Origin of the sequence: Microbacterium sp. CCNWLW134, assembly GCF_037083565.1 — a bacterium.
In the GTDB taxonomy this organism is placed as follows: Bacteria; Actinomycetota; Actinomycetes; order Actinomycetales; family Microbacteriaceae; genus Microbacterium.
The window spans coordinates 503,261-526,626 of the sequence record NZ_JBAOJU010000001.1 but is presented as its reverse complement, the minus strand read 5'-3'; the positions used below and the strand labels follow the sequence as shown (position 1 = coordinate 526,626).

Annotated in this window: 17 protein-coding genes; 3 read left to right on the top strand and 14 right to left on the bottom strand. The window is 71.0% G+C overall.

The genetic code is table 11. The features are described 5' to 3' along the window. Positions 1 to 111: 111 nt before the first annotated feature. Positions 112 to 999: an endonuclease domain-containing protein gene (locus V6S02_RS02450; protein WP_336399740.1), complete on the top strand. Its 888-nt coding sequence runs from the start codon at positions 112 to 114 to the stop codon at positions 997 to 999. Between the two features lie 119 nt (positions 1,000 to 1,118). Here V6S02_RS02450 and V6S02_RS02445 read toward each other — a convergent pair whose 3' ends face one another. The 10 genes from V6S02_RS02445 to V6S02_RS02400 form a co-directional block, all read right to left on the bottom strand. After that, positions 1,119 to 2,936, bottom strand: coding sequence for an ABC transporter ATP-binding protein (locus V6S02_RS02445; RefSeq protein WP_336399739.1), 1,818 nt, complete (start codon positions 2,934 to 2,936; stop codon positions 1,119 to 1,121). Then, entirely contained in the window at positions 2,933 to 4,825 is a 1,893-nt protein-coding gene (locus V6S02_RS02440) for an ABC transporter ATP-binding protein (RefSeq protein ID WP_336399738.1), read from the bottom strand. Before V6S02_RS02440 ends, V6S02_RS02445 begins: the two co-directional genes overlap by 4 nt. A gap of 260 nt (positions 4,826 to 5,085) precedes the next feature. Continuing rightward, a complete protein-coding gene (locus tag V6S02_RS02435; protein WP_124292630.1) occupies positions 5,086 to 5,601 on the bottom strand; it encodes a methylated-DNA--[protein]-cysteine S-methyltransferase in 516 nt (171 codons plus the stop codon). Further along, positions 5,598 to 7,274 carry a DNA-3-methyladenine glycosylase 2 family protein gene (locus tag V6S02_RS02430; protein ID WP_336399737.1) on the bottom strand — a complete coding sequence of 559 codons (1,677 nt, stop codon included), beginning with the start codon at positions 7,272 to 7,274 and terminating at the stop codon, positions 5,598 to 5,600. The genes V6S02_RS02435 and V6S02_RS02430 overlap by 4 nt, the downstream gene beginning before the upstream one ends. Before the next feature lie 93 nt (positions 7,275 to 7,367). Continuing rightward, complete coding sequence (locus V6S02_RS02425) at positions 7,368 to 9,407, bottom strand: hypothetical protein (RefSeq protein WP_336399736.1); 2,040 nt, start codon at positions 9,405 to 9,407, stop codon at positions 7,368 to 7,370. 35 nt (positions 9,408 to 9,442) lie between these two features. Further along, positions 9,443 to 10,537, bottom strand: coding sequence for a glycoside hydrolase family 130 protein (locus V6S02_RS02420; protein ID WP_442927888.1), 1,095 nt, complete (start codon positions 10,535 to 10,537; stop codon positions 9,443 to 9,445). Further along, positions 10,534 to 11,373, bottom strand: coding sequence for a carbohydrate ABC transporter permease (locus V6S02_RS02415; protein ID WP_336399734.1), 840 nt, complete (start codon positions 11,371 to 11,373; stop codon positions 10,534 to 10,536). Before V6S02_RS02415 ends, V6S02_RS02420 begins: the two co-directional genes overlap by 4 nt. Further along, positions 11,370 to 12,356 (bottom strand): carbohydrate ABC transporter permease, encoded by a 987-nt coding sequence (locus V6S02_RS02410; protein ID WP_336399733.1) that lies wholly within the window; start codon positions 12,354 to 12,356, stop codon positions 11,370 to 11,372. The genes V6S02_RS02415 and V6S02_RS02410 overlap by 4 nt, the downstream gene beginning before the upstream one ends. A 1-nt stretch (position 12,357) precedes the next feature. After that, positions 12,358 to 13,647: an extracellular solute-binding protein gene (locus tag V6S02_RS02405; RefSeq protein ID WP_336399732.1), complete on the bottom strand. Its 1,290-nt coding sequence runs from the start codon at positions 13,645 to 13,647 to the stop codon at positions 12,358 to 12,360. Between the two features lie 41 nt (positions 13,648 to 13,688). Then, positions 13,689 to 14,711 carry a LacI family DNA-binding transcriptional regulator gene (locus V6S02_RS02400; RefSeq protein ID WP_336399731.1) on the bottom strand — a complete coding sequence of 341 codons (1,023 nt, stop codon included), beginning with the start codon at positions 14,709 to 14,711 and terminating at the stop codon, positions 13,689 to 13,691. A gap of 280 nt (positions 14,712 to 14,991) precedes the next feature. Here V6S02_RS02400 and V6S02_RS02395 point away from each other — a divergent pair, with 280 nt between their 5' ends. After that, positions 14,992 to 16,425 (top strand): dihydrolipoyl dehydrogenase family protein, encoded by a 1,434-nt coding sequence (locus V6S02_RS02395; protein WP_336399730.1) that lies wholly within the window; start codon positions 14,992 to 14,994, stop codon positions 16,423 to 16,425. Between the two features lie 97 nt (positions 16,426 to 16,522). On the opposite strand, the gene purH is transcribed toward V6S02_RS02395, so the two are convergent. The 3 genes from purH to V6S02_RS02380 are packed head-to-tail and all read right to left on the bottom strand — an operon-like array spanning position 16,523 to position 20,218. Further along, positions 16,523 to 18,127: a bifunctional phosphoribosylaminoimidazolecarboxamide formyltransferase/IMP cyclohydrolase gene (gene purH, locus V6S02_RS02390; RefSeq protein ID WP_336399729.1), complete on the bottom strand. Its 1,605-nt coding sequence runs from the start codon at positions 18,125 to 18,127 to the stop codon at positions 16,523 to 16,525. A gap of 41 nt (positions 18,128 to 18,168) precedes the next feature. Continuing rightward, entirely contained in the window at positions 18,169 to 18,795 is a 627-nt protein-coding gene (purN, locus tag V6S02_RS02385; protein ID WP_336399728.1) for a phosphoribosylglycinamide formyltransferase, read from the bottom strand. 4 nt (positions 18,796 to 18,799) lie between these two features. Continuing rightward, positions 18,800 to 20,218, bottom strand: coding sequence for a cell division protein PerM (locus tag V6S02_RS02380; RefSeq protein WP_336399727.1), 1,419 nt, complete (start codon positions 20,216 to 20,218; stop codon positions 18,800 to 18,802). 88 nt (positions 20,219 to 20,306) lie between these two features. Between V6S02_RS02380 and V6S02_RS02375 the strand changes: the two genes are divergently transcribed. Further along, complete coding sequence (locus tag V6S02_RS02375) at positions 20,307 to 21,758, top strand: NCS2 family permease (RefSeq protein WP_336400764.1); 1,452 nt, start codon at positions 20,307 to 20,309, stop codon at positions 21,756 to 21,758. A 34-nt stretch (positions 21,759 to 21,792) separates the two neighbouring features. Here the strand turns inward: V6S02_RS02375 and V6S02_RS02370 are convergent, their stop codons facing one another. Beyond that, on the bottom strand, positions 21,793 to 23,331 hold the full coding sequence (locus V6S02_RS02370; RefSeq protein WP_336399726.1) for a polysaccharide deacetylase family protein: 1,539 nt from the start codon (positions 23,329 to 23,331) through the stop codon (positions 21,793 to 21,795). Positions 23,332 to 23,366 lie beyond the last annotated feature (35 nt).

Below are 23,366 nucleotides of genomic sequence, written 5' to 3'. Positions count from 1 at the left end.
CGGGTTTCACCGACATTCGTCCTCTCCTGCACACCGCAGGTCTGGCCTGTGTTGTGCACGACTTCGATATCGCGGCCGCACTTCCTCCGCCACGTCGCACACACTGGCCGAATGACGCAGACCGCCCCCTCGCATCCGACCGCGTTCAGTCCTCGCTCTCTGGAGCGCTGCGGACGACTGCGCACCTGGATCGATGAGCGCGGGGGCATCGCCCACCGTGACGCCGCGTCCGACGCCGGCTTCGCGCTGACTGTTCAGCGGGAAGCGGTGCGGATGGGCATCGTCGGAAAGGTCCGCCGCCACTGGCTCATGACCCCTTCATGTGCGGGCGACCTGCTCACCGCGGCGCGGAGCTCCGGCGTCTTGACCTGTGTGTCGGCGGCCCGGCGCTACGGGTGGTGGCTGCCCCCTGATGTCGATCAACGCGTCCACATCCAGCTGAAGCCTCACGGACGCCCGCCGTGTGAGGACGCGGTAGCCCACTGGTCCGCGCCGCTCGCGCCCGCGCGCGGGAAGTTGTTGGCGTCCGTCGAGGACACCCTGCGCGATGTGGCCTCGTGTCTGGGACACGCCTCGGCGTTGGTGGTGTGGGAGTCAGCCATCCGCACGGAGAACCTTGCGATCGACGCTCTCCGACTCATTCCCTGGCGACGGATCGAGGCGGCCCGTCTTGCGGACGAGGTGCGCGGGCTCTCCGACTCGGGCCTGGAGACGTTTTTTGCGGTACGGCTGACTGCGTGGGGGGTGCCCTTCGTCCAGCAGGCCGTGGTCGCAGGCCACCGCGTAGATCTCCTCGTCGGCCGGCGACTGGTGATCCAGATCGACGGGTTCTCGTACCACTCGACGGCCGCACAGCGCGGGCGCGACGTCGCCCTCGACGCAGAGCTGGTCATGCGCGGATACACCGTGCTGCGCTTCACCTACGCGCAGGTCATTCACGACTGGGCCAGCGTCGAGCGAGCGCTGTCGCGCGCGATCGCCGCGGGGCTGCATCGTTGATGACGCTGGATCGTCGGGGAATCCGCGCGTTGTCGGTGCCCAAAACCTCTCGAGCTCCGACAACGGAGCGAATCTCCGACAACCGGGGCAGGGGTTTCCCGGACTGACCGACGCGCGCGTCAGACCAGGGACTGCCGCCACGCCCGATGCAGCTGGGCGAACTTGCCGTCGCCGTTGATCAACACGTCGGGGGCGTCGTCCTCGATGATGCGGCCGTGCTCCATCACCAGCACCCGGTCGGCGATCGCGACGGTCGACAGGCGGTGGGCGATGATGATCGCCGTCCGATCGGCGAGGAGGGTCTGCAGCGCTTCCTGGATCGCGCGTTCGCTCGGGATGTCGAGCGACGCCGTCGCCTCGTCGAGGATCAGCACCGCGGGGTCGGCGAGGAACGCACGGGCGAACGAGATCAGCTGACGCTGCCCCGCCGAGACCCGGCCGCCGCGCTTGTTCACGTCGGTGTCGTACCCGTCGGGCAGCTTCTCGATGAACGCCTCCGCGCCGACCGCCCGCGCCGCGGCACGGATCTGGTCCATGGTGGCGTCGGGCTTGCCGAGGGCGATGTTGTCCGCGACCGTCCCGCTGAACAGGTACGCCTCCTGCGTGACCATGACGATCGCGCGCCGCAGGTCTTTCGGGTGGAGGTTGCGCAGGTCCACCCCGTCGAGCGACACCGAACCGATCGTTGGGTCGTAGAACCGCGAGACGAGCTTGGCCAGCGTCGATTTCCCCGCCCCGGTCGTGCCGACGAGCGCGATCGTCTGGCCTGCGGGGATATCGAGGCTGAAGTCGGGCAGGATGACGCGGTCATCGCCGTATCCGAAGGTGACGCCGTCGAACCTCACGTGGCCGCGCGCCGACCACAGGTCGACCGGGCGCTTCGGGTCGGGAACCGTCGGCTGCTCCTCCAGCACGCCCGACACCTTCTCCAGCGCCGCGACGGCGGACTGGTAGGAGTTCAGGAAGAACGCCACCTCCTGCAGCGGCGAGAAGAAGTTGCGCACGTACAGCACCGCCGACAGCAGGAAGCCGAGCCCGAGCGCCCCGGTCGACACCCGGATGCCGCCCCAGAGCACCACCATCGCGATGGCGACCGAGGCCACGGCCATCAGGCCCGGCTCGAAGGTGCCGAACAGGCGGATGGAGCGGATGTTGACATCGCGGTAGCTGAGGGCCAGGTCGCCGAACTCCTTGTCGTTGCGCTCCTCGCGCCGGAAGGCCTTGACGGCCCGGATACCCGTCATCGACTCGACGAACTTCACGATCACCGACGCGCTCACCACCCGCGACTGGCGGTAGACCATCTGCGAGCGCTTGTAGAACCAGCGCATGAGGAGGAAGAGCGGAATCCCCATGATGATGAGGATGACGCCGGACTGCCAGTCCACGAGCAGCAGCGCGATGAGGGTGAACAGGCCGAAGAGGATGCCGGAGACGAGCTCGTTCAGCCCGCCGTCGAGGAGTTCGCGGATCGTGTCGAGGTCGCTCGTCTGCCGCGAGATGATGCGGCCCGACGTGTAGGACTCGTGGAACTCCAGGCTCAGCTTCTGGGTGTGCAGGAAGATCCGCTTGCGCAGGTCGAGCATGACCGCCTGGGTCAGACGCGCGGCGACCACCACGTACCACCCGATGAGGGCGGCTCCGCCGATGCCGCTGACGAGGTAGAGGCCCACGACGACGATGGTCGGCATCCAGTCGTTGCGGTCCACCACGGCGGGCAGGGCGTTGTTGATGCCGAATCCGATGAGCGCGGGGCCGGCGACGCGCAGCGCCGTGGAGACGACGAGCACCGCGGCGGCGAGCACCAGCTGCCAGCGCACGGGGGCGATCAGCGACCCGAGGAGCCGGAGCGAGCGGCGCCGGATGGCGCGACTCTCTTCCCGGGTGTAGTCGGAGCGGTCTTCGCCGCTGGTTCCGGTGACGGTGGCCGTGCTCATCGGGTCACCTCCTTCTCGAGGGCATCGAAGGGTTTCTCGCGGTCTTCGGACGAGGCCTCGAGCACATCCGAGGGGTCACGCGCCTCGCGCTCGGCGAGCTCGAGGCTGGAAATGACGTGCCGGTAATGCTCGCTCTCGCGCAGCAGGTCGGAATGGCGGCCCACCGCGGTGACACGTCCCGCTTCCAGCAGCGCGACGCGGTCGGCGAGCATGACGGTCGAGGGCCGGTGCGCCACCACGAGGGCGGTGGTGTCCTTCAGCACGACGCGAAGCGCGTCTTCGACGAGCGCCTCGGTGTCGACGTCGAGCGCCGACAGCGGGTCATCCAGCACCAGCACGCTGGGTCGGGCCGCCACTGCCCGCGCGAGCGCGAGACGTTGACGCTGGCCGCCCGAGAGGCTCAGCCCCTCCTCGCCGATGACGGTGTCGACCCCGTCGGGGAGGTCGTAGACGAAGCTCGCCTGCGCGACCCCGAGTGCCTCGTGCAGGATGCGCTCGGCCTCCTCCGAGCCCGGCTCGAGATCTTCGCGCCCCAGGAGGATGTTCTCGCGAACGGTCTGCGAGAACAGCGTCGCGTCTTCGAAGGCCATGCCGATGTGACGGCGGAGCTCCTTCAGGGTCAGGTCTCGGACATCCGTCCCGTCGAGGGTCACCCGCCCGCCGGTGACGTCGTAGAGACGCGTCGGCAGCGTGGTGAGTGTGGTCTTGCCGCTTCCGGTCAGCCCCACGAGCGCCATCGTCTCCCCCGGCTCGAGCACGAGGTCGATGCCGTTGAGCAGGTCGGCTTCGTGGGCGCCGGCGTCCTGGTAGCGGAAGTGGGCGTCTTCGAAAGCGAGCTGACCGCGCACGTTCGACAGCTGCACCGGTCGGGCGGGGTCGGTGATCGTGTTCTCCTCGTCGAAGACCTCGAAGATGCGGTCGGTGGCCGTCCGCGCGTCGAGGGTGAAGGAGAAGAGGAACCCGATCGATTCCATCGGCCAGCGCAGCACGGTGGTCATGGCGAAGAACGCGATAAGGGCGTCGACGTCGAGCTGGCCGGTCGCGGCGAGGTAGATGCCGGTGCCAAGGCACAGCGCGAAGGCGATGTCGGGCAGGATGACCAGCCAGAACCAGATCCATCCGACCGCGCGGGCCTTGCGCAGCTCGGTCTGGCGGAGGGTCTCGGCCTGGCGGGCGAACTTCTGCAGGGCGTGCTTGCCCCGACCGAAGGCTTTCAGCACCCGGATGCCGTGGACGCTCTCCTCCACGGACGTCGCGAGGTCGCCGGCCTGGTCCTGACTCTGGCGGGCCAGGGTGCCGTAGGCCTTCTCGAACCGGTAGCCGGCGTACCACAGCGGCGCCGACACCACGAGGAACACGGTGCCCAGGAGCCAGTGCCAGCGGAAGAGCAGCGCGGTGCCGACGACGATCGTCAGCACGTTCACCACGAGCAGCACGAGGCCGAAGGCCATCCACCGGCGGAGAGTGCTGATGTCCTGCATCATCCGGCTGAGGAGCTGTCCTGACTGCCAGCGATCGTGGAAGGAGACCGGGAGGCGCTGCAGGCGGGAGTAGAACGTCTGGCGCAGCTCGTACTCCACCATCGTGGCGGGGGCGAGCACGAACCAGCGACGCAGATACACCATCGCCGCCTCGGCGATGCCGAGCCCGAGGATGGCGGCGGCACCCCAGCCGATGAGGCCGATGTCACCGGAGTTGATCGGCCCCTGGATGATCGCCTCGAGGACGAGCGGGATGGCCAGGGCGAGCAGGCTGGCGATGAGCGCGCTGCCGGCGCCGAGGGCGAGGCGCGGGAGCACCGGGCGGACGAACGGCAGCAGCCGCGCGAGTGCGCGGGCGGTGGACAGGTGGGCTTTCGCGGATGACGCGGGCGGAGCGGAGGAGGTCATGATCCTTGGTGGGACGTGGCGGAGAAGCGCTCACTCGTGGCGAGACGCGGAAAGAAGCGCTGCTCGAGCGGAAACGCTCGGAGCGCGGCGGTTATGCCGGAAGAGAACCCGAAAGCTGCGAGCTACCGCGCCGCGGGGAGGACGGCGGCGATCTTCGCGACGTGGTCGACCTGATACATGGCATCCTCCAGGGTGTGGGGTGATCCGAAGCCGCCGCGGTCGCGACAGCCCTCCAGACTAAACCTGGGAGGAGGCTGTGATCAAGAGGCAGTTCGCGCCAGGGCGAACCGGCTCTCGCGATCGAGGAGCGAACGCTTGACGTCGAGTCCCCACGCGAACCCGCCGAGGGTGCCGTCGGAGCGGAGCACGCGGTGGCAGGGGACGAAGAGCGCCGGCGCGTTGCGCGCGCAGATCGAGGCCGCGACGCGGACGGCGCGGGGGTTGCCGAGCCGGGCGGCGAACGCCGTGTAGGTGAGCGGCTGCCCCGGTGAGATGCCGCGAAGCGCCTCCCACCCGGCTCGCTGCAGGGCCGTGCCGTGCTGGCGGACCGGGACGGCGTCGATCGCGTCGACGTCGCCGGCGTAGTAGGCGGTGACGGCGACGGCCGCCGCGGTGTCGCCCTCGGCGACCGCGTCGGGACGGTGAGCCGGGGCGAGGCGGGCGAGGAGTGCGGCGTGGTCGGCGGTCCACCCCGAGGCCTCGACGTGACCCTCGCTCTCGAGGATCGTGAAGGGTCCGTCGGGTGTGTCGAGGGTCTGGATGATCGCGGTGCTCATGAGGCGGTCCTCCGGCGGGTCGGTGCGGTGACGGGTGCGGGATCGGTGGGGCGCAGGGTAACGGGTGGGGCGGGTGAGGCACCGGGCACGGGGTCGGCCCTGCGGGTGTCCGTGCTGGCGGGGATCTCCCTGGTGACCGCGTCGGTGCGCCAGGCGCGCGTCACGGGTGCCGCGTACCAGAAGTGGGCCATTGCGTAGCTGCGCCAGGGCGCGGTGCGCTCGGCCCACGCCGTGAAGCTGCGCGGGTCGGCGGGGAGGCCGAGGGCTGCCGCCCCGGTGCGGGCGGCGACGTCGCCCGGCAGCAGCACGTCGGGGTCACCCAGCACGCGCATGCGGACGTAGTCGGCCGTCCACGGTCCGACCCCCGGGAGGGCGAGGAGCCGCAGGCGCTGCTCGGCGCGGTCGTCGCCCGGCCCGAGCGTCAGCGAGCCGTCGGCGAGCGCCGCGGCGGCGGCGACCACCGCACGCACGCGCGCCGCCGGGCCCCGCAGCACCTCGTGGCCGCGGTCGGCGATCACCGCCGGATCGGGGAAGAGCGTCATCGATCCCTCGGGAGTGTCGACCTCGGCGCCGAGGGCCGCGGCGAGCCGCCCCTGCATCGTGCGCGCGGCGGCGACGCTGATCTGCTGCCCGATCATCGCGCGCAGCAGCATCTCGTCGGCGTCGATCGCGCCCGGGACCCGCACACCCGGGATGTCCGCGACCGCGGCCCTGAGCTCGGGGTGGATCGACAGCGCCTCGTCGACGGCCAGCGGGTCGGCGTCGAGGTCGAACAGCCGCCGCACCCGGGCGATGAGAGTGCTGAGGTCGTGCAGCGACGACGGTCGGGCGCGCAGGCGCAGCCTGCCGGCCTCCTCGCGCACCTCGAACCAGGCGGGTCCGGACGGCAGGCGCACGACCCGGGCGAAGGATGTCGCGTCACCGCGCTCCACACCCGGAACGGCGTGCGCGCGCATCCAGCCGAACAGTCCCGCGGTGTCGATGGGTCCGCGAAGCGGGAGAGCGAGATCGATCGTTCCGGGGGCGAGGTCGCTCGTCCCGGGGACGACGGCCGACCCTGGGGAGCCCTGGCGCCGGGCGCGGAGGTCGCGCGGCGGCATCCCGAACACCTCGCCGATCGTGTCGGTGAACTGGCGGACGCTGGAGAATCCCGCCGCGAACGCGACATCCGCCGATGACAGGTCGGTGCCGACGAGCAGGGTGCGGGCGGTGTGGGCGCGTTGCGCGCGGGCGAGGGCGAGGGGGCCGGCACCGAGTTCGGCGGTGAGCAGACGGGTGAGGTGGCGCGCCGAATAGCCGAGTCGCCGGGCGAGGCCGGGTACTCCCTCGCGGTCGACGACGCCGTCGATGATGAGCCGCATGGCGCGGGCCGCGAGGTCGCCGCGGACGTCCCAGGCGGGCGAGCCGGGCGCCGCTTCGGGCAGGCAGCGCTTGCACGCGCGATAGCCGGCTTCGTGTGCGGCAGCCGAGGTGGCGAAGAAGGTGACGTTCTGCTCTTTGGGCGTGCGGGCGGGGCAGCTGGGCCGGCAGTAGATGCCCGTCGAGCGCACCGCGGTGACGAACTGCCCGTCGAAGCGCCGGTCGCGCGACCGGATGACCCGGTAGCGTTCGGCGAAGCCCATCTCGCGGGGCGTGCCCTGCACCGGCGGAGGCGGCGTCTCGGGAGTCGTCATGACCCCAGCCTGTCACGCTCGGGGGACACATTCCGGCGGAAATCGGACACGGGGGTGGGCGCCCAGGCACCCACCCCCGTGTGTCTTCGGGACTCAGCCCTCGGCGAGCGCGAACCCCCCGCGCGGGACGACCACGCTCGTCTCGCCCGTCACCGACGTCGTGCGCACGAGCTCTCCGGCCTCGTCGAAGACGCGGATCGTCGACTCGACCCCGTCGGCGCCGAGGGTTGCACGCTGCGTGCCGGTCGCGGTGGACTGCACGAGCTCGGTGCGCGCCCCGTCTCCCTCGAGGACGAGTCGCGACAGCCACGGGCGCACGAGGATCGCATCGAGCATGAGCTCACCGCTGAGGGCTTTCACGCTGACCTCGTCGCGGTTCGCCGACAGCGGGGCGGTCAACGCATACGGCAGCAGCACGCCCGGTGTGGGCGAGATGCCCTGCGCGGGTCCTGTCACCGTGAGCTGCCCGCCCGACCGCCAGGTCGACCTCGACGTCTCGCCGGGGTCGGACCAGACGACCGGCTCGAGCCAGCGCCGCGTGTCTGCCGGACCGACATCCCAGGTCGCCTCCTCCCCCGGGGCGAGCGACAGGGCGTCACCCGACCAGCTCGACTCGCCCGTCCACGACTCAGGGGTGGTGACGGTGCCGTCGGTGGTCACGGCGGTCTCGGCCTCGACGACACGCAGTCCGTCCTGCGCGGCGACGGTCGTCAGCGCCGTGGCGCGCGCCGCGACCGCCGGGTGCGCATCGAGGGCGAGCATCGTCAGCAGGCCGTGGATGGCACTTTCTGCACCGCTGTTGCGGTTGATGGAGCCGTCGGGCTGGAGCCCGTCGTAGGTGACACCGGTCGCGGCGTCGTACATCGGCTCCCCCGCCCGGTTCGCACCGAAGTACCAGGCCGCCTGCAGACCCGCGAGACCCTCGAGACCGGCCGAGCCCGTGGCATCCGCCACCGACAGCAGCGACTGCACCCGGGAGTCGACACCGTACGCGATCTGCACCCGGTCGGTGGGGCTGGGGAACCAGCCGTTGTCCGCCCCGCCGGCGGTCAGCAGCGTCGGGGTGAAGACGGCGGTGTCGGCCACGGCGGGTTCGAGCAGCGACGGGTCGTCGAGGACGTCGGATGCCACGGCGAGAGCCGCCGGCATCTGCGACGCCCACGCGTGCCACATGCTCCGCGACTGCGCCCACGGGAGCACCGCGCCGTAGGGCCACGATTTCTCGTCACCGGCCGACATCGCCGCGATACCGTCGGCGAGCTTGGCCAGCGCGTCGCGCGCCGCGGGCGCGTCGGGTCCGGCGGCCACCCGCGCCGCCAGTCCGATCACGGCCTCAGCCGAGGCATCCGCTCCGTCGACGATCAGCCACGCCGGAACGCGCAGTCCGTCGGATTCGGTCCACTCGCCGTAACGCGAGAGCACCTGCCGGTCGAGGGCCTGCAGAGCGAGGTCGAGCCGCTCGTCGAGGAATGCCGCGAACGCGGGGTCGACGTCGGCGAAGGCGGCGTAGCCCTCGCCGAGCGCCCAGATCGTGCGGGCGAGCCAGTAGCTGGCGCCCGAGTCCGACGGGTCGGGCAGCTCGATCGGCTCGGCCGAGGGGTTCAGGGTGCCGTCGGGCTGCATCCACAGCACGACGTTGCCGGCGTTCGGGCCGGTCACGGTCTGCATGTAGGTGAGCCCGCGCAGGAGTTCGTACGCCTTGTCGGCGCTCGCCTCGTCGCCCGTCTGCTCGAAGTGCCGGAGGTACACCACCGCGGCGCGGGAGATGTCGTCGGCGTTGTAAGCCCCCTGACCCCAGTATCCGGTCGCAGGATCGAGGGGCCCGCCGCCGACCCGCTCGAACGTGCCGCCGTCACGGGCGTCGGCGTAGGTCCAGGGGAAGGTCAGGGTGGGTTCCTCGGCCAGGCGGTAGGTGGTGTGCCCTTCGACGTCTGCGGGCGGGGTCGCCTGGTCGAGCAGGAAGTCCAGGTGCGCGAGGTTCGTCAGCGGAGCGGACGGGACGGATGTCGCCACCGCAGCCGTCGCCGGCGGCGTCGCCGTCGCCGCCGCAGGGCTCACGAGCCCCACGGTGAGGGCGAGAACGGCGGCGCCGGTGACGGCCCAGCGCGCACCTCGTCGTGCGTGCATATTCATGTGCTTCTCCTTTTCAGTCGGCCATGCTCGGACGGTCATGCCCCCTCGATCGGGGCGTCGGTGCGCTCCAGAAGCGCGACGCCGATCTTGGAGTCGGCCATGCCGTAGAAGACGAAATGGCGTCCGTCGATCTCCTCTATCGCGGTCGGGAAGACGACGTTCGGCACGATGCCGCTGCGCTCGTCGTCGGTCTCGGGCCGCAGGAGCGGTTCGGGGGTGCGCGCGATCACCCGGCTCGGGTCGTCGGCGTCGAGCAGCAGCGCCCCGGCGGCGTAGTTGACCTTCTGCTGCTGCGAGAAGGCGTTGTCGATGACGCCCGTCACCCCGTGGTGGAGCACCAGCCACCCCTCGGGCACGCGAAGCGGCGGCGGGCCGCCGCCGATCTTGACCTCTTCGAAGGGGAACTCCGGCCCCGCGACGAAGCGGTGCTGCTCCCACAGCACGAGGTTGGCGATGTCTTCGCGCACCGCATCGAGGGGGACGTAGCTGATCCAGATCGACTGGCGCTCGTCGGTGACACCGGCGGGCACCCGCACACCCTGGCCGGGCCTGGTCTCACCGAGATCCCACATGGGACGGTGCAGCACCGCGAGACTGAGCGTGCCGTCGGGTGCGGACACCGGCTCGGGGAAGAACACGGTGTCTTTGTTGTGGAACAGGTTCAGGTCCATGTCGAGCGCGTCGTCGTACCGGAACAGCGCGGGACCCAGGCGGCGCCACTGACGGAGGTCGGGCGAGACCGCGAGCGCGGTCCGGGGCCCGAGCGGACCGTAGGCGACATAGGTCATCACGTGCAGCCCGAGGGTCTCGATCCAGGTGACCCGGGGGTCTTCGACGCCGGCGTTGTCGGCTCCCCGCTCCCACCCGCGGTCGGGCTCGAGCACGACACCCTCGCGCTCGACTCCCGCCGGCACGCCGTCGTCGAGCACGACGCGGGCGAGGCCGACCCGTGAGACGTTGCCCTCGGCGACGAGCCGGGGCAGGAGGTAGAGGGTGCCGTCCGGGCTGCGACCCGAGGCGGGGTTCAGCACCCCCTCGGCCTCCTGCGGGTCGCCGGGGGTCGGTGTCATCACGACGCCGACGCGGGTCATCCGATAGGGAACGGTGGTCAGGGGGGATGTCATGGTCATCCTTTCACTCCGGATCCGAGGTCGTTGCTGGTGAAGTAGCGCTGGAAGACGAGGAACAGCGCGACGGCGGGCGCGGCCAGGGCGACGGCGCCCGCGAGGGTCGCGCCGAACGGGTTGGCGGTGGACGCGGCGATGTTCGACAGGAAGTTCGCCAGCGACACCGCGAGGGGTTGCATGGAGGCCTCCTTGGTGATGAGGAAGGGCCAGAGGAACTCGTTCCACGGGCCGATGAAGGTCAGCAGCACCACCGTCAGGAGCGCCGGGCGCACGAGCGGCAGCGCGACGTTCCACAGCAGCCGCAGCTCGCCGGCGCCGTCGATGCGGGCGGCGTCGAAGAGCTCTTTGGGAAGCTGCAGGAAGTACTGACGGAAGATGATGACGGCGGTGGAGTTGATGAAGAACGGCAGGATCATGCCGGCGTAGGAGTCGGCGAGCCCGTAATCCCGCGCGATCATCACGTAGAGCGGGATCATCAGCAGCTGGAACGGGATCACCTGCACCAGCAGCACCAGCGAGAAGGTGGCGCTCCTCCCCCGCCAGTGCAGCACCGCCAGGGCGTACCCGGCGAGCACGCCGAACACCACGGTGCCGAGGATCACGCCGCCGGTGAAGATGCCCGAGTTGGCCAGGCCCTGCAGCAGGTCGATCCGCGCGTTGATGGCGCCGTAGTTGTCGAGCGTCAGGTTGCCGGGGTCGGGGAACGCCCCGCTCGGCGACGGGTCGACCGTCGTCTGCAGCGACCCGATCACCATGTAGTAGAAGGGGAAGAGGAACGCCAGAGCGCCCAGGCTCAGCACGACGTACATCGCGGCGGAACTGCCGAGTACGCGTTTCATCGGTCCTCCCCTCCTACCAAGCGACGCTGGAGCGCCGCGATGATCAGCACGAAGATGATGAGGATGACCCCGATCGCCGCGGCGATGTCGGGGTTCCCCTGTTCGATGCCGCGCTGATAGATCAGGAGCACCGGGGAGGTGGACGCGCCGTTGGGTCCGCCCCCGCCGGTGAGCAGGTACGGCTCGGTGAAGAGGTTCGCCCCGGTGATGGTCGCCAGCAGCACGACGAGGAGTGTGGCGGGGCGCACGCTCGGCACCGTGACGGAGAAGAACTGCCGGATGCGGCCACCGCCGTCCATCGACACCGACTCGTAGAGCTCGCGGGGCACGTTCTGCAGCGCCGCGAGGTAGAGCAGGATGTAGAACCCGAGCCCCTTCCACGTGACGAACAGGGCGATCGTCGGCATCGCCAGCGCGGAGTTGATCAGCCAGGACGGGTCGGGCGCGAGCGGACCGAGGATGTTGTTGACCAGGCCGTTGCCCGAGAAGAGGAACAGCCACACCGCGACCACGGCCACCGACGCGGTGACGTAGGGGACGTAGTAGGCGACGCGGAAGAAGGTCTTCGCGCGCGCGACGCGATCCAGCGCCGTGGCGAGCAGCATCGACAGCGCCACCGTCAGCGGCACGTTGATGACGAGGAAGATCCCCACGTTGCCGAACGAGCGCCAGACGTCGGGGTCGCTCAGCACCGTGACGTAGTTGTCGAACCCGACGAACGGGCGGTCCACGACCGCCCCGGGCGCGGCGAAGAAGTAATCGTGGAACGACATCCACACCGCGAACACGATCGGGTACGCGAAGACGACGCCGATGAAGATCAGATACGGCGCGGCGAAGACGAGGCCCAGCGGATGCGAACCCAGGATGCGGCGCAGCATCCCCTTCGGTCGATCGGACCCTTCTGCGCCGTCCCGTCCGGGCGCCTCCCGGTCGGGGCGCGCGTCGGCGCCCTGACCGGGAGTGCCGGTGGAGACGGTCATCTCAGTCTCCCGCCGCCAGGTCGTCGACCTCGGTCGCGGTGTCGGAGAGGAACGTGGGGATCTCGCCCTCGCCGAAGACCACCGCCTCGGAGTATCCGTCGCGGAACGTCTGCCAGATCTCCACCGAGTTCGGCACGTTGGGCACCTCGACGGTGCGCGAGGCCTGATCGCCGAACTGCTCGTAGGCGGGGTTCGCGGCGAAGTAGTCGGGGTAGGTGCCGGTGAGATCCTGACGCAGCGGCATCTGGCCCGTGGCCTCGAGCCACAGTCCGTCCTGCTCCTCGCTGGTGGCGAACTTCAGCACGTCCCACGCCGTGCCTTTGTTCTCGCACGCGGTGAAGAGGCCGACGTTCTTGGCGTCGCTGAAGGTCCAGGTCTCCTCGGGCGCGGTGCCGCCGGAGGTCGGGACCGGAACCGAGCCCCACTCCACGGTGTCGCCGTAGACCGAGATGGCCCACGGGCCGACGATGGCCATGGCGGCGTAGCCGTCTGCGAACGCGTCGCCCTGGTACTGCTCCTGGCCGGCCAGGCCCTCGGCGTAGAGGGTGCGCCAGAAGTCGGCGACCGCTTCGCCCTCGGGGCTGTCGAAGGTCGCGGCGCCGTCCTCGACCAGCTGGGTGCCGCCGGTCTCCGCGGCATAGAGCGGGTAGAAGTCGAACCACGACTGGAAGAACTCGCTCGTCGGTGCGGGGTTGATGGCGTACTCGGCCACGCCCGCCTCGCTGAGGGTGCGAGACGTCTCGAGGAACTCGTCGTAGGTCGACAGCGACGGGTTCTCAGGGTCGAGCCCGGCTTCGGCGAAGAGCGCCTTGTTGTAGAAGATCATCACGGGGTTGCTCTTCCACGGCATCTGGTAGAAGCCGCCGTCCTCCGAGCGGTACTGCTCGGCGAGGTCGCCCGAGCGCTCGGTGATGTACTCCTCGCCGTCTTCGAACTCGGTGAGATCGACCAGCCCTCCCTGGCGCTGGAACTCCGGCACGGCCGCGGGCGAGGTGTTGAAGATCAGGCAGGGGGCATTTCCGGCGGTGATGGCCGCGCTGATGACCTCTTCGCTGGAGGAGCCGGCGGGGATCTCCTGAGCGGTGATCTGCTCGTCGGCGTTCTCGGCGTTCCATGCCTCGACCATCTGCTCGGCCCAGGCGATCTCGGCCTCGTTGTTGGAGTACCAGATCGTGATGTCGCCGCGGCTGTCCATGCCGCCGGCTCCGCCGCCGCCGCTGCCGCCGCTGCAGGCGCTCAGGGCGAGGATGGCCGCGGCGGCTCCCGCCACGGGAATGATGCGTCGTCGCATGTTCATCTCCTTGTGCGTGCGGGCGGAGCCCGCGGGTGGTGTCAGCCGCGCGGCGCGCCGGTGGAGGCGCGCACGACGAGCCGGGGGTCGGGGAGGTCGATCGCGCCGGCTTCGGCACCGGCGATGGCTTCGAGCAGCGCCCGCGCCGCCGCCGCGCCCCAGCCGCGGGCGTCGGTGGAGACGCTCGTGATGGCGGGGTGGACGTGACGACCGATCTCGGTGTCGTCGAAGCCGGTGATCGACAGGTCGCGCGGGACGTCGAGGCCGCGCCGCTGGGCGACCCCGAGACCGGCGATGGCCATGTTGTCGTTGGAGTACACGATCGCGGTCGGCGGCGTCGCGGCATCCAGCAGCTCTTCCGTGACGCGAGCGCCGTCTGCCGCGCTGAAGTCGGTCTCGACGATGCGGGACCGCATGCCGCGGGCCGCCGCCGCCTCTTCGAACGCCGCCGCACGGTGCTGTCCGTGCAGCATCGAGAAGGGACCGGCCGCATGGGCGATGTCGGTGTGCCCGAGGTCGGCGAGGTGGTCGACGGCCAGGCGGATGCCCGCGCCGTCGTCGACCGAGATCGAGGTGAAGGGGCTCGCCACGTCGGGGACCCCGAGGGTTACGGCGGCAAGACCCAACTCGCCGATGAGCGCGATGCGCTCGTCACCGGCGCGGAGGTCGGAGAGGATGACGCCGTCCACGCGTCGGTCGGCAGCAAGGCCCCGGTAGGTCTCGGCCTCCTGTCGACCGGGGGTCGCCGCGGCGAGCACCAGCACCTGGCCCGACACCGAGAACTCGTCCTCGACACCGGCGATGAACGACGGGAAGAACGGGTCTGCGGCGATGACGTCGGGGCTGCGCCCGATCACCAGGCCGCACGCGAAAGCGCGGCCGACGCTGAGGGAGCGGGCGCGGAGGTTCGGGCTCCAGCCGAGCTCGGCGGCAGCGGAGAGGATGCGCTCACGCGTGTCGGGGGCGACCCCGGCACGGTCGTTGAGGGCGAACGAGACGAGGCCCTTGCTGACCCCCGCACGGCGTGCGACGTCGGCGATGGTGGGGCGGCCGTGCTGCGTCATCCGTCACCTCTTCGTGTCGTCAGCCGGTGTCCTAAACCGGTTAAGAGCTACCCTAAAGCGGTTTAGCCCCGCGCGCAACCCCTCGGCGCGGCTCCCCTCCGCCCAGCGCCCCTCCTCACCGCATGGCCGCCCTCCTCGCCCGAACTTCGGAGAATGCGGTCATCTTCGGCGTGAACGCGCTGGAAGCTCCGCACTACGCGCGAATCTCCGACGCGCGTGGCTCGAGGGAAGGACCCGCAACCTCGCCCGCGCGCGGGCGCGCGGCGTTAGGGTCGGGTCCATGGACATCATCCGTGAGTACGACGTCGTCGTCGTCGGCGCCGGAGCGGTCGGCGAGAACGTGGCCGACCGAGCGGTTCAAGGGGGAATGAAGACCGTCATCGTCGAAGCCGAGCTCGTCGGCGGCGAGTGCTCGTACTGGGCGTGCATGCCGTCGAAGGCGCTGCTGCGGAGCGCCGCGGCACTGCGCGCGGCGCAGGCGGTGGATGGCGCGAAGCAGGCGGTGACGGGAGACCTCGACGTCTCGGCGGTGCTGCGTCGCCGCGACGGCATCACCCACGAATGGAACGACGACTCGCAGGTGCAGTGGCTCCAGAAGGCGAAGATCGACCTCGTCCGCGGCCACGCGCGTCTGGACGGCGAGAAGCGGGTCATCGTGACCGATGACGAGGGCATCGACACGATCCTCGTCGCCCGACACGCGGTGGCCCTCTGCACCGGCTCGGCGGCGCTTCTTCCCGATATCCCGGGGCTGCGCGACATCGAGCCGTGGACGAGTCGCGATGCGACCGCGGTGCAGAATCCTCCCGCATCCCTGACGGTCCTCGGCGGCGGGGTCGTGGGCGCCGAGATGGCGACCGCATACGCCGGCTTCGGCACCGAGGTGACGCTGGTGGCCCGCTCGGGGCTGCTCGGGGGCACCGAGCCGTTCGCGGGAGAGATGGTCGAGGAGTCGCTTCGCGGGCTCGGGGTCGACGTGCGGACGAACGTCGACGTCACCCGCGCCCGCGCCGCCGACGACGGGCTCGCTGTGCTCGAGCTGTCCGATGGCTCGGAGGTCGCGGCCGAGCGCGTGCTCGTCGCCACCGGCCGCGTACCGCGCACGACCGACCTGGGCCTGGAGAGCATCGGCCTGGAGTCGGGGACCTGGCTCGACGTCGACGACACGATGCTCGTGCGCGGCACCGACTGGCTCTACGCCGTCGGCGACGTCAACCACCGCGCCCTCCTCACCCACCAGGGCAAGTACCAGGCCCGTGCCGCCGGCGACGTGATCGCCGCACGCGCGACGGGCGCGCCGGTCGACGACGCCCCCTGGGGCGTGCACGTCGCGACCGCCGACCACGCCGCGGTGCCGCAGGTGACCTTCACCGACCCCGAGGTCGCGTCGGTCGGACTCACCGCCGCCGCTGCCGAGAAGGCGGGCCTGCCGGTGCGGGTCATCGACTACGACCTGTCGTGGGTCGCGGGGGCATCGACGGTGTCGGACGACTACTCCGGTCGCGCGCGCGCGATCATCGACACCGAGCGCGAGGTGCTCGTGGGCGCCACCTTCGTGGGGCCCGATGTCGCCGAGCTGCTCCACTCCGCCACCATCGCCGTCGTCGGCGAGGTGCCGCTCTCGCGGCTGTGGCATGCGGTGCCGTCGTATCCGACGGTGAGCGAGGTGTGGCTCCGCTTCCTCGAGGAGTACGGCCGCCCGACGGCGGTCTGAGCTCGCGGCACCGTCACTCCGCGCCGCCCCTCGCCCACCCGCTCCCCGCGCGCGACTCGCCCCGGGGCGAGGATGCAACGCCGAGCGCCGTGCGCGCTCAGTGGAAGAAGTGGCGCTCCCCGGTGAAGAACATCGTCACTCCGGCGTCGCGCGCAGCGGCGATGACCTCGTCGTCGCGCACCGATCCGCCCGGCTGCACGATCGCCGAGACGCCGGCGTCGATGAGCACGCGCGGCCCGTCGGCGAAGGGGAAGAAGGCATCGGATGCCGCGACCGAACCGCTCACACGGTCCCCCGCCCGCTCGACGGCGAGACGGCAGGAGTCGACCCGGTTGACCTGTCCCATCCCGATGCCGACCGTGGCGGAGTTCTTCGCCAGCACGATGGCGTTCGACTTCACCGCGCGGCAGGCCTTCCAGGCGAAGATGAGATTCGTCATCTCGTCTTCCGCGGGCCGGTCGCCCGACACCAGCTGCCAGTCCTTCGCGACCGACTCGATGTCGTCGGGGAACCGGTCGGCGTCCTGCAGCAGCAGGCCGCCCGAGACGAGACGTACGTCCATCCGCTCCTGCCGCCAGTCGGCGGGCAGCTGCAGGATGCGCAGGTTCTTCTTCAGCCGGAACACCTCCAGCGCCGCCGGCTCGAAGTCGGGCGCGACGATGACCTCGGTGAAGATGTCGCGCAGGTTCTCGGCCATCTTCAGCGTGACGGTCCGGTTCGCCGCGATGACGCCGCCGAAGGCCGACACCGGGTCGCACTCGTGTGCGCGCAGGTGCGCGGAGGCGATCGGATCGAGGGCGTTCGGCGCCGTGACGGCGATGCCGCACGGGTTGGCGTGCTTGATGATCGCCACCGCGGGCTTGACCATGTCGAACGCCGCGCGCAGCGCCGCATCGGCGTCGACGTAGTTGTTGTACGACATCTCCTTGCCCTGCAGCTGGGTGGCCTGGGCGATGCCGTGTCCGCCGACACGGGTGTAGATCGCCGCGCGCTGGTGCGCGTTCTCGCCGTAGCGGAGGGTCGCCAGCCGCTCGGCCTTGATCGTCAGGTGCGCCGGGAGGTCTTCCTCGGCGAGCGTCCCCTCGGCGAACCAGGCGGCCACGGCGGTGTCGTACGAGGCGGTGTGCGCGAACGCGCGGGCGGCGAGCTCGCGCCGCTGGGTCAGGGTGGTGCCGCCGCCGCGCACAGCCTCGATGATGGCGGGATACGACTCGGGTGACACGACGATCGCGACATTGGCGTGGTTCTTCGCCGACGCGCGCACCATCGCGGGACCGCCGATGTCGATCTGCTCGACGACCGTGTCACCCTCGGCGCCGGAGGCGACGGTCTGGACGAACGGGTAGAGGTTCACCACGACGAGCTCGAACGCGCCGATGCCCAGTTCGGCGAGCTGACGCTCGTGGTCTTCCAGCCGCAGATCGGCGAGGAGTCCCGCGTGCACTGCGGGATGCAGGGTCTTCACACGCCCGTCGAGCGACTCGGGGAAGCCGGTCACGGACGAGACGTCGGTCACCGGGAAGCCGGCGTCGCGGATCGTCGCCGCCGTCGATCCGGTGGAGACGATCTCGACACCGGACGAGGCGAGGGCCTCGGCGAGCGGCAGCAGATCGGTCTTGTCGCTGACCGACACCAGTGCGCGGCGGATCGGCACGACATCGCGGTCGCGGTACAGGGACGGGTCGTGACTCGGGCCGGCCATGGGTCTCCTTCTCGAGGCGAGCGGGGTGTCGGGGCGAGGGGTCAGGCGGGAGCGGATGTCGGTGACGCGGGCGTGCCGGGAACCGCGGCGCGAGCGAGGTCGAGCTCCCCGGTCGCGATCCGGCGGACCACGTCGATCATGAGGCGTCGCTCGACGGGCTTGATGCGTTCGTGCAGGCGGTGCTCGTCGTCATCGGGAAGGATCGGCACACGCTCTTGAGCGAGGATCGGACCGGTGTCGACTCCGGTGTCGACGAGGATGACGCTGGCCCCGGTCTCGGTCGCGCCGGCCGCGAGGGCATCGCGCACCGCGTGCGCTCCCGGGAACTCGGGGAGATACGCGGGATGGGTGTTGATGATGCGCGGGCTCCACGATTCGACGAAGGCGGCGGGGAGGAGGCGCATGAGCCCGCTCAACACGATGAGGTCGGGGTTCCAGACGCGCAGCTGCGCGTCGAGCTCGGCCCCCCACGCCTCACGCTCGGCGGCACCGCGCCACGGCACGAGGAGGGTCGGCACGCCGAAGTTCTCGGCGTGGGCGAATCCGTCGGCCTCGCGGTCGGCGCCGACGGCGATGATGCGCGCCGGATAGTCGGATTCGGCCGCGGCCTCGAGGAGCGCCCGGAGATTGGACCCCGCGCCCGAGATGAGGACCGCGACGGTGAGCACCGGCCTAGTCTAGCGGCGAGCCTCCGCCGCGCCGGGGGTGCGGCAAGAGCGGCTGGGTGTCGGTCTGATCGGGGTTCCCGGCGGGCTCGTCGTCCGCTGCGCCGGCCACGGGAGCCGTATCCGCCGCGGTGTCCGCCGGCGGAGTCTCGGATTCGACCGTCGGGTCCGGCTCCCCCACCCGCCACCCCTCGGCATCATCGTCGCCGCTCCCCCGACCGGACGGCAGCGCAAGCAGGATCGCCGCCCCGACGAGCACCTCGACGCCGACGGCCAGACCGACCGCGCCGGGCGCCGGTCCCACCTGCGCGAGCGCCCCCGGCCCGATCGCACCACCGGCGAGCTGCGCGAGGAGCGCCGCGGCGCCCCCCGACAGCACGGCGATCGCGCCGGCGATCGTCGCCCGCAGGCCCCACCCGTCGGCGATCGCACGCGGGCGGTCGGCGACCAGGCGCGAACGCACCATCCATCCCGCGAGTGCTCCGAGCGCGACCGGTACGAGCGCGAGGAGGAGTAGCCACGAGGTGGTCGATTCGGGGATGACGCCCAGGAGCGGCACCGGCGGCAGAACCCCCACCTGAGTGCCGGCGGGGGCGACCGTGGTCGCCGCGCCGACGGCGAAGCCGGGCCCGGCGATGAAGGACGACGCCCAGATGATCAGGGTCGGCAGATACGCGAGCTGGCCGAGCGCGATGACGCTCGCGCCGAGCACGTCGGCGTTGCCGGCCTGCGAGAGGGCGACCACCTGCGGGCCGCGGGCGACGAGCGCCACGGTGAGGAGGGCAGCACCCGCCCCGACGAATCCGGTGACGACGATCCCGACGCCGCGCGTGGTCTCCGACACCGCCGCGAGACCCGCCTCGCCGATCCGGATCTCGAGGGCGTCGCGGCCGCGGGCGATGAGTCCGACGTCGGCCTCCCGCCACTCGGTGATGAGCGCGGCGAGGGTCGCCGGAATCGCGAAGACGAGGGCCGGAAGGGCGATCGCGACCCCGAGCGGTGTGGCGGCGAGCGGGTTGGCACCGGTGACCGCGATGCCCGCGGCGAGCGCCGTGAAGACGCCGATCCCGCCGATGAGCCCGCTCTCCCACGCCTCCGACCGTGAAGCCCGCACGCCCGTGCGCGCGGCGAGGCCCGCGGTCAGGGCCGTCAGTGCGAGCGGTGCGAGCGAGAGCGAGAACGATGCGGCGGCCTCGTCGATGCCGGCGGCGGTGAGGTAGATCGGCGGAAGCGTGATGTCCAGCGGCACGAGATGGCCGAGCTGCCACACCGAGGCGGTCGCCGCCCACAGCGCCGACCAGTCGGCGGCGGTGCCGAACCCGAACACCCACAGCAGCGTCGCCGGCGCGAGGATCAGCGCAAGGCCGATCGCCGCCGCGATTGCGGCGTCGACGGCGGCGAGAAGAGCGACCACGAAGCGTTGCATGCCTCAACGACCCTACCGATCGGTGCCGCCGGAACCCGCTAACGTCGAGGGGGAGGTCTCAGTGAGCGACACATCTGACGCGCCGACGATCGGCGCCGCGACATCGAACCGGCACGACGAAGGCACCTCGAAGAACCGGCTCGACCGGTTCTTCGAGATCACCAAGCGAGGCTCGTCGGTCGCCGCCGAGGTCCGTGGCGGGGTGGTCACGTTCGTGACGATGGCGTACATCGTCATCCTGAACCCGATCATCCTCTCCAGCGGTGTCGACGTCGACGGCAACAGCCTGGACTTCGCTCAGCTCTCGGCGGTGACGGGACTGACGGCGGGCGTGATGACGATCCTGTTCGGCCTCGTCGCCCGACTGCCGTTCGGGTTCGCCGCGGGCCTCGGCATCAACTCGTTCCTCGCCGTCTCGGTCGTGGGTGAGGTGACCTGGCCCGAGGCGATGGGCCTGGTGATCATCAACGGTCTCATCATCGTGCTCCTGGCCGCGACGGGCCTGCGCCGCATGATCTTCGACGCCGTGCCCCTGCAGCTGAAGCTCGCCATCACGGTCGGCATCGGTCTCTTCATCGCCTTCATCGGGTTCGTCAACGCCGGGTTCGTCACCGCGACCGGTGTCGGCTCACCCCCGGTCGGGCTCGGAGTGGAAGGCTCGATCGGGACGATCCCGACGCTGGTGTTCGTCTTCACGCTGCTGCTCACCGGCATCCTCATGGCACGACGGGTGCGGGGCGGCATCCTCATCGGACTGGTCAGCGGCACCGTGCTGGCGGTGATCGTCGAGGCGGTGTGGAACCTCGGCTCGGCCGTCGACACTCCGGGCGGCTGGGGGCTGTCGGTGCCCGAGCTGCCCGCACAGTGGGTGAGCCTGCCCGACCTCGCGCTGGTCGGACAGGTCGATCTCTTCGGCGCGTTCGCCCGCATCGGCATCCTCGCCGCCCTCATGCTCGTCTTCACGCTGGTCTTCACGAACTTCTTCGACGCCATGGGTACCCTCACGGGCCTGGCGAAGGAGGCCGGCCTGTCCGACGCGCAGGGGAACTTCCCGCGCCTGCGCTCCGCGCTGATCGTCGAGGGTGTCGGCGCGGTCGCGGGCGGGTACACCTCCGGGTCGTCCAACACCGTCTTCATCGAGTCCGGCGCCGGCATCGGCGAGGGAGCTCGCACGGGCCTGGCCAACCTCGTCACCGGTGGCCTCTTCCTCGTCGCCATGTTCTTCACGCCGCTGGTGTCGATCGTGCCCACCGAGGTGGCCGCGGCGGCGCTGGTGATCGTCGGCGCCCTGATGATGTCGCAGATCCGGGCGATCGACTTCAGCGATTTCTCGGTGCTGCTGCCGGTCTTCCTCGCCGTGACGGTGATGCCCCTGACCTACTCGATCGCCAACGGCATCGGCGCGGGCTTCGTCTCGTGGGTGATCGTGCGGGTCTTCGCCGGGAAGGCGCGGGAGATCAGTCCGCTGCTGTGGATCGTGTCGGCCGGGTTCGTCGTCTACTTCGCCCGCGGCCCGATCGAGGCCCTCCTGGGCGCCTGACGTTCCCGAAAGGGCAGCAGGCAGGCGCTGTGGGTCAGCGCCCCGAGGTCCATGCCCCGGACGTCGGTACGTCGCCTTCGAAGATCTGCGTGACCGTCACCAGCGAGAAGCCGCGGTCGAGCAGTCCGTCGTAGGTGGCGGCGGCGGCGGCCGCGGTGCCGGGGTGGATGTCGTGCATCAGCACGATGGAGCCCGGACGGGGGGCGTCGACAGCCCGCGAGATGAGCGTGTCGACCTCGGGTCGCTGGTAGTCGAAGGTGTCGACATCCCACAGGATCGCCGGCAGCCCCGCGATCCGCAGGACGTTCTGGTTGTACTCGCCGTACGGCGGACGGAAGTTCGTCGGACGCGTCCCCACCACGTTCTGGATGGCAGCGCTCGTGTCGCGCAGCTGTGCGGCGACCTGCTCATCGGTGAGAGAGGGGAGGCTCGGGTGACTCCACGAGTGGTTGGCGATCTCGTGCCCCTCGTCGCGCATGCGGCGCAGCGTATCGGCCCAGCCCCGGGCCTTCTCGCCCAGAACGTAGAACGTGGCGGCAGCCGCGCGGGCACGGAGCTCGTCGAGGATGCCGGCGGTGTACTCCGACGGGCCGTCGTCGTAGGTCACCGCCACGCAGGGAACAAGTTCGCAGTCGATCGCGTCGGCACCGGCGGGGATGCTCGCCGGTGCTTCGTAGGGAAGAGCGGATGCCACGGCGCCGACGAGGCCCGCTCCGAACGGCGTCAGATACGGCGCCGCGACCTCCAGCGGTACCGCGACCGGCATCGGCGCGGTCGTCGCGGCGATGCCGAGTGCCTGCAGTTCGGGCGGGCTGAATCCGGCCGGCACCTCGACGACGACGGCGCCCCCGGCGGGGACGGAACGGGCGAGCGCCGCGCCGATGACGGCGAGCCCCGCCTCGTCAGGGGGTTGGACCGGAGCGAGGCTCAGCGCGCCCGCGTCGCGCCGGAGGGCCTCGACGATGTCTCCCCACAGCGCGGGCCCCGCCTCGGGGGTCCACAGCGCGTCGGCCGAGAGGGTCTCGCCGGTGCGGAGGTCGGTGTAGAGCGTGGTCGAGGTATCACCGCCGATCGTCGCCGCATCGCCGGAGACCGTCCGCACCCGCACCCCGAGGTAGGGTCCTGCGGCGGCGACGATGTCGCAGGCCACCGCGGTGCCCGAACCGTCGACCGGTCCGAGACGGGGGTCGGCGAGCAGCTCGGCAGCAGGAAGCCGGGTCGATCCGGTGATGCACATCCGCTCGCCGAGTCCCGCCCCGCGCGCCTGCACCTGGGGTGCGTAGGAGACGCCGGTGGCCGCTTCGCGGGCGCCGATCGCCTCGCGCACCGCGCCGACGACACGGTCGTTCAGCGGCGTGCGGCCGGGCAGGAGCGCCACCCGGGCCTGGACCCCCACCTCGTCGTTGCGGATGCGGATCGGACGAAGCGCCGGCACCGTTGCGGGATCGATGGCGGCGGGGAATTCCGTCACCGCCACCCGGGCGGCGGGGAAGGCGGTCGGCCGCCAGGCGGCATATGTCGCCGGTGCGCACGCGACGAGAGCGAGTGCGCCGATCAGGACGACGGGGAACACGATGCGGCGGTCCCGCGAGCCCCGCGACGCCGGAC

Bases quoted from the DNA above. Each gene is read 5' to 3' on its own strand.
- V6S02_RS02425 (WP_336399736.1), bottom strand. From the start codon at position 9,407: ATGAATATGCACGCACGACGAGGTGCGCGCTGGGCCGTCACCGGCGCC.
- V6S02_RS02420 (WP_442927888.1), bottom strand. From the start codon at position 10,537: ATGACCATGACATCCCCCCTGACCACCGTTCCCTATCGGATGACCCGC.
- V6S02_RS02445 (WP_336399739.1), bottom strand. From the start codon at position 2,936: ATGAGCACGGCCACCGTCACCGGAACCAGCGGCGAAGACCGCTCCGAC.
- V6S02_RS02435 (WP_124292630.1), bottom strand. From the start codon at position 5,601: ATGAGCACCGCGATCATCCAGACCCTCGACACACCCGACGGACCCTTC.
- V6S02_RS02450 (WP_336399740.1), top strand. From the start codon at position 112: ATGACGCAGACCGCCCCCTCGCATCCGACCGCGTTCAGTCCTCGCTCT.
- V6S02_RS02405 (WP_336399732.1), bottom strand. From the start codon at position 13,647: ATGCGACGACGCATCATTCCCGTGGCGGGAGCCGCCGCGGCCATCCTC.
- V6S02_RS02440 (WP_336399738.1), bottom strand. From the start codon at position 4,825: ATGACCTCCTCCGCTCCGCCCGCGTCATCCGCGAAAGCCCACCTGTCC.
- V6S02_RS02415 (WP_336399734.1), bottom strand. From the start codon at position 11,373: ATGAAACGCGTACTCGGCAGTTCCGCCGCGATGTACGTCGTGCTGAGC.
- V6S02_RS02400 (WP_336399731.1), bottom strand. From the start codon at position 14,711: ATGACGCAGCACGGCCGCCCCACCATCGCCGACGTCGCACGCCGTGCG.
- V6S02_RS02410 (WP_336399733.1), bottom strand. From the start codon at position 12,356: ATGACCGTCTCCACCGGCACTCCCGGTCAGGGCGCCGACGCGCGCCCC.
- V6S02_RS02380 (WP_336399727.1), bottom strand. From the start codon at position 20,218: ATGCAACGCTTCGTGGTCGCTCTTCTCGCCGCCGTCGACGCCGCAATC.
- V6S02_RS02430 (WP_336399737.1), bottom strand. From the start codon at position 7,274: ATGACGACTCCCGAGACGCCGCCTCCGCCGGTGCAGGGCACGCCCCGC.
- purH (WP_336399729.1), bottom strand. From the start codon at position 18,127: ATGGCCGGCCCGAGTCACGACCCGTCCCTGTACCGCGACCGCGATGTC.
- V6S02_RS02395 (WP_336399730.1), top strand. From the start codon at position 14,992: ATGGACATCATCCGTGAGTACGACGTCGTCGTCGTCGGCGCCGGAGCG.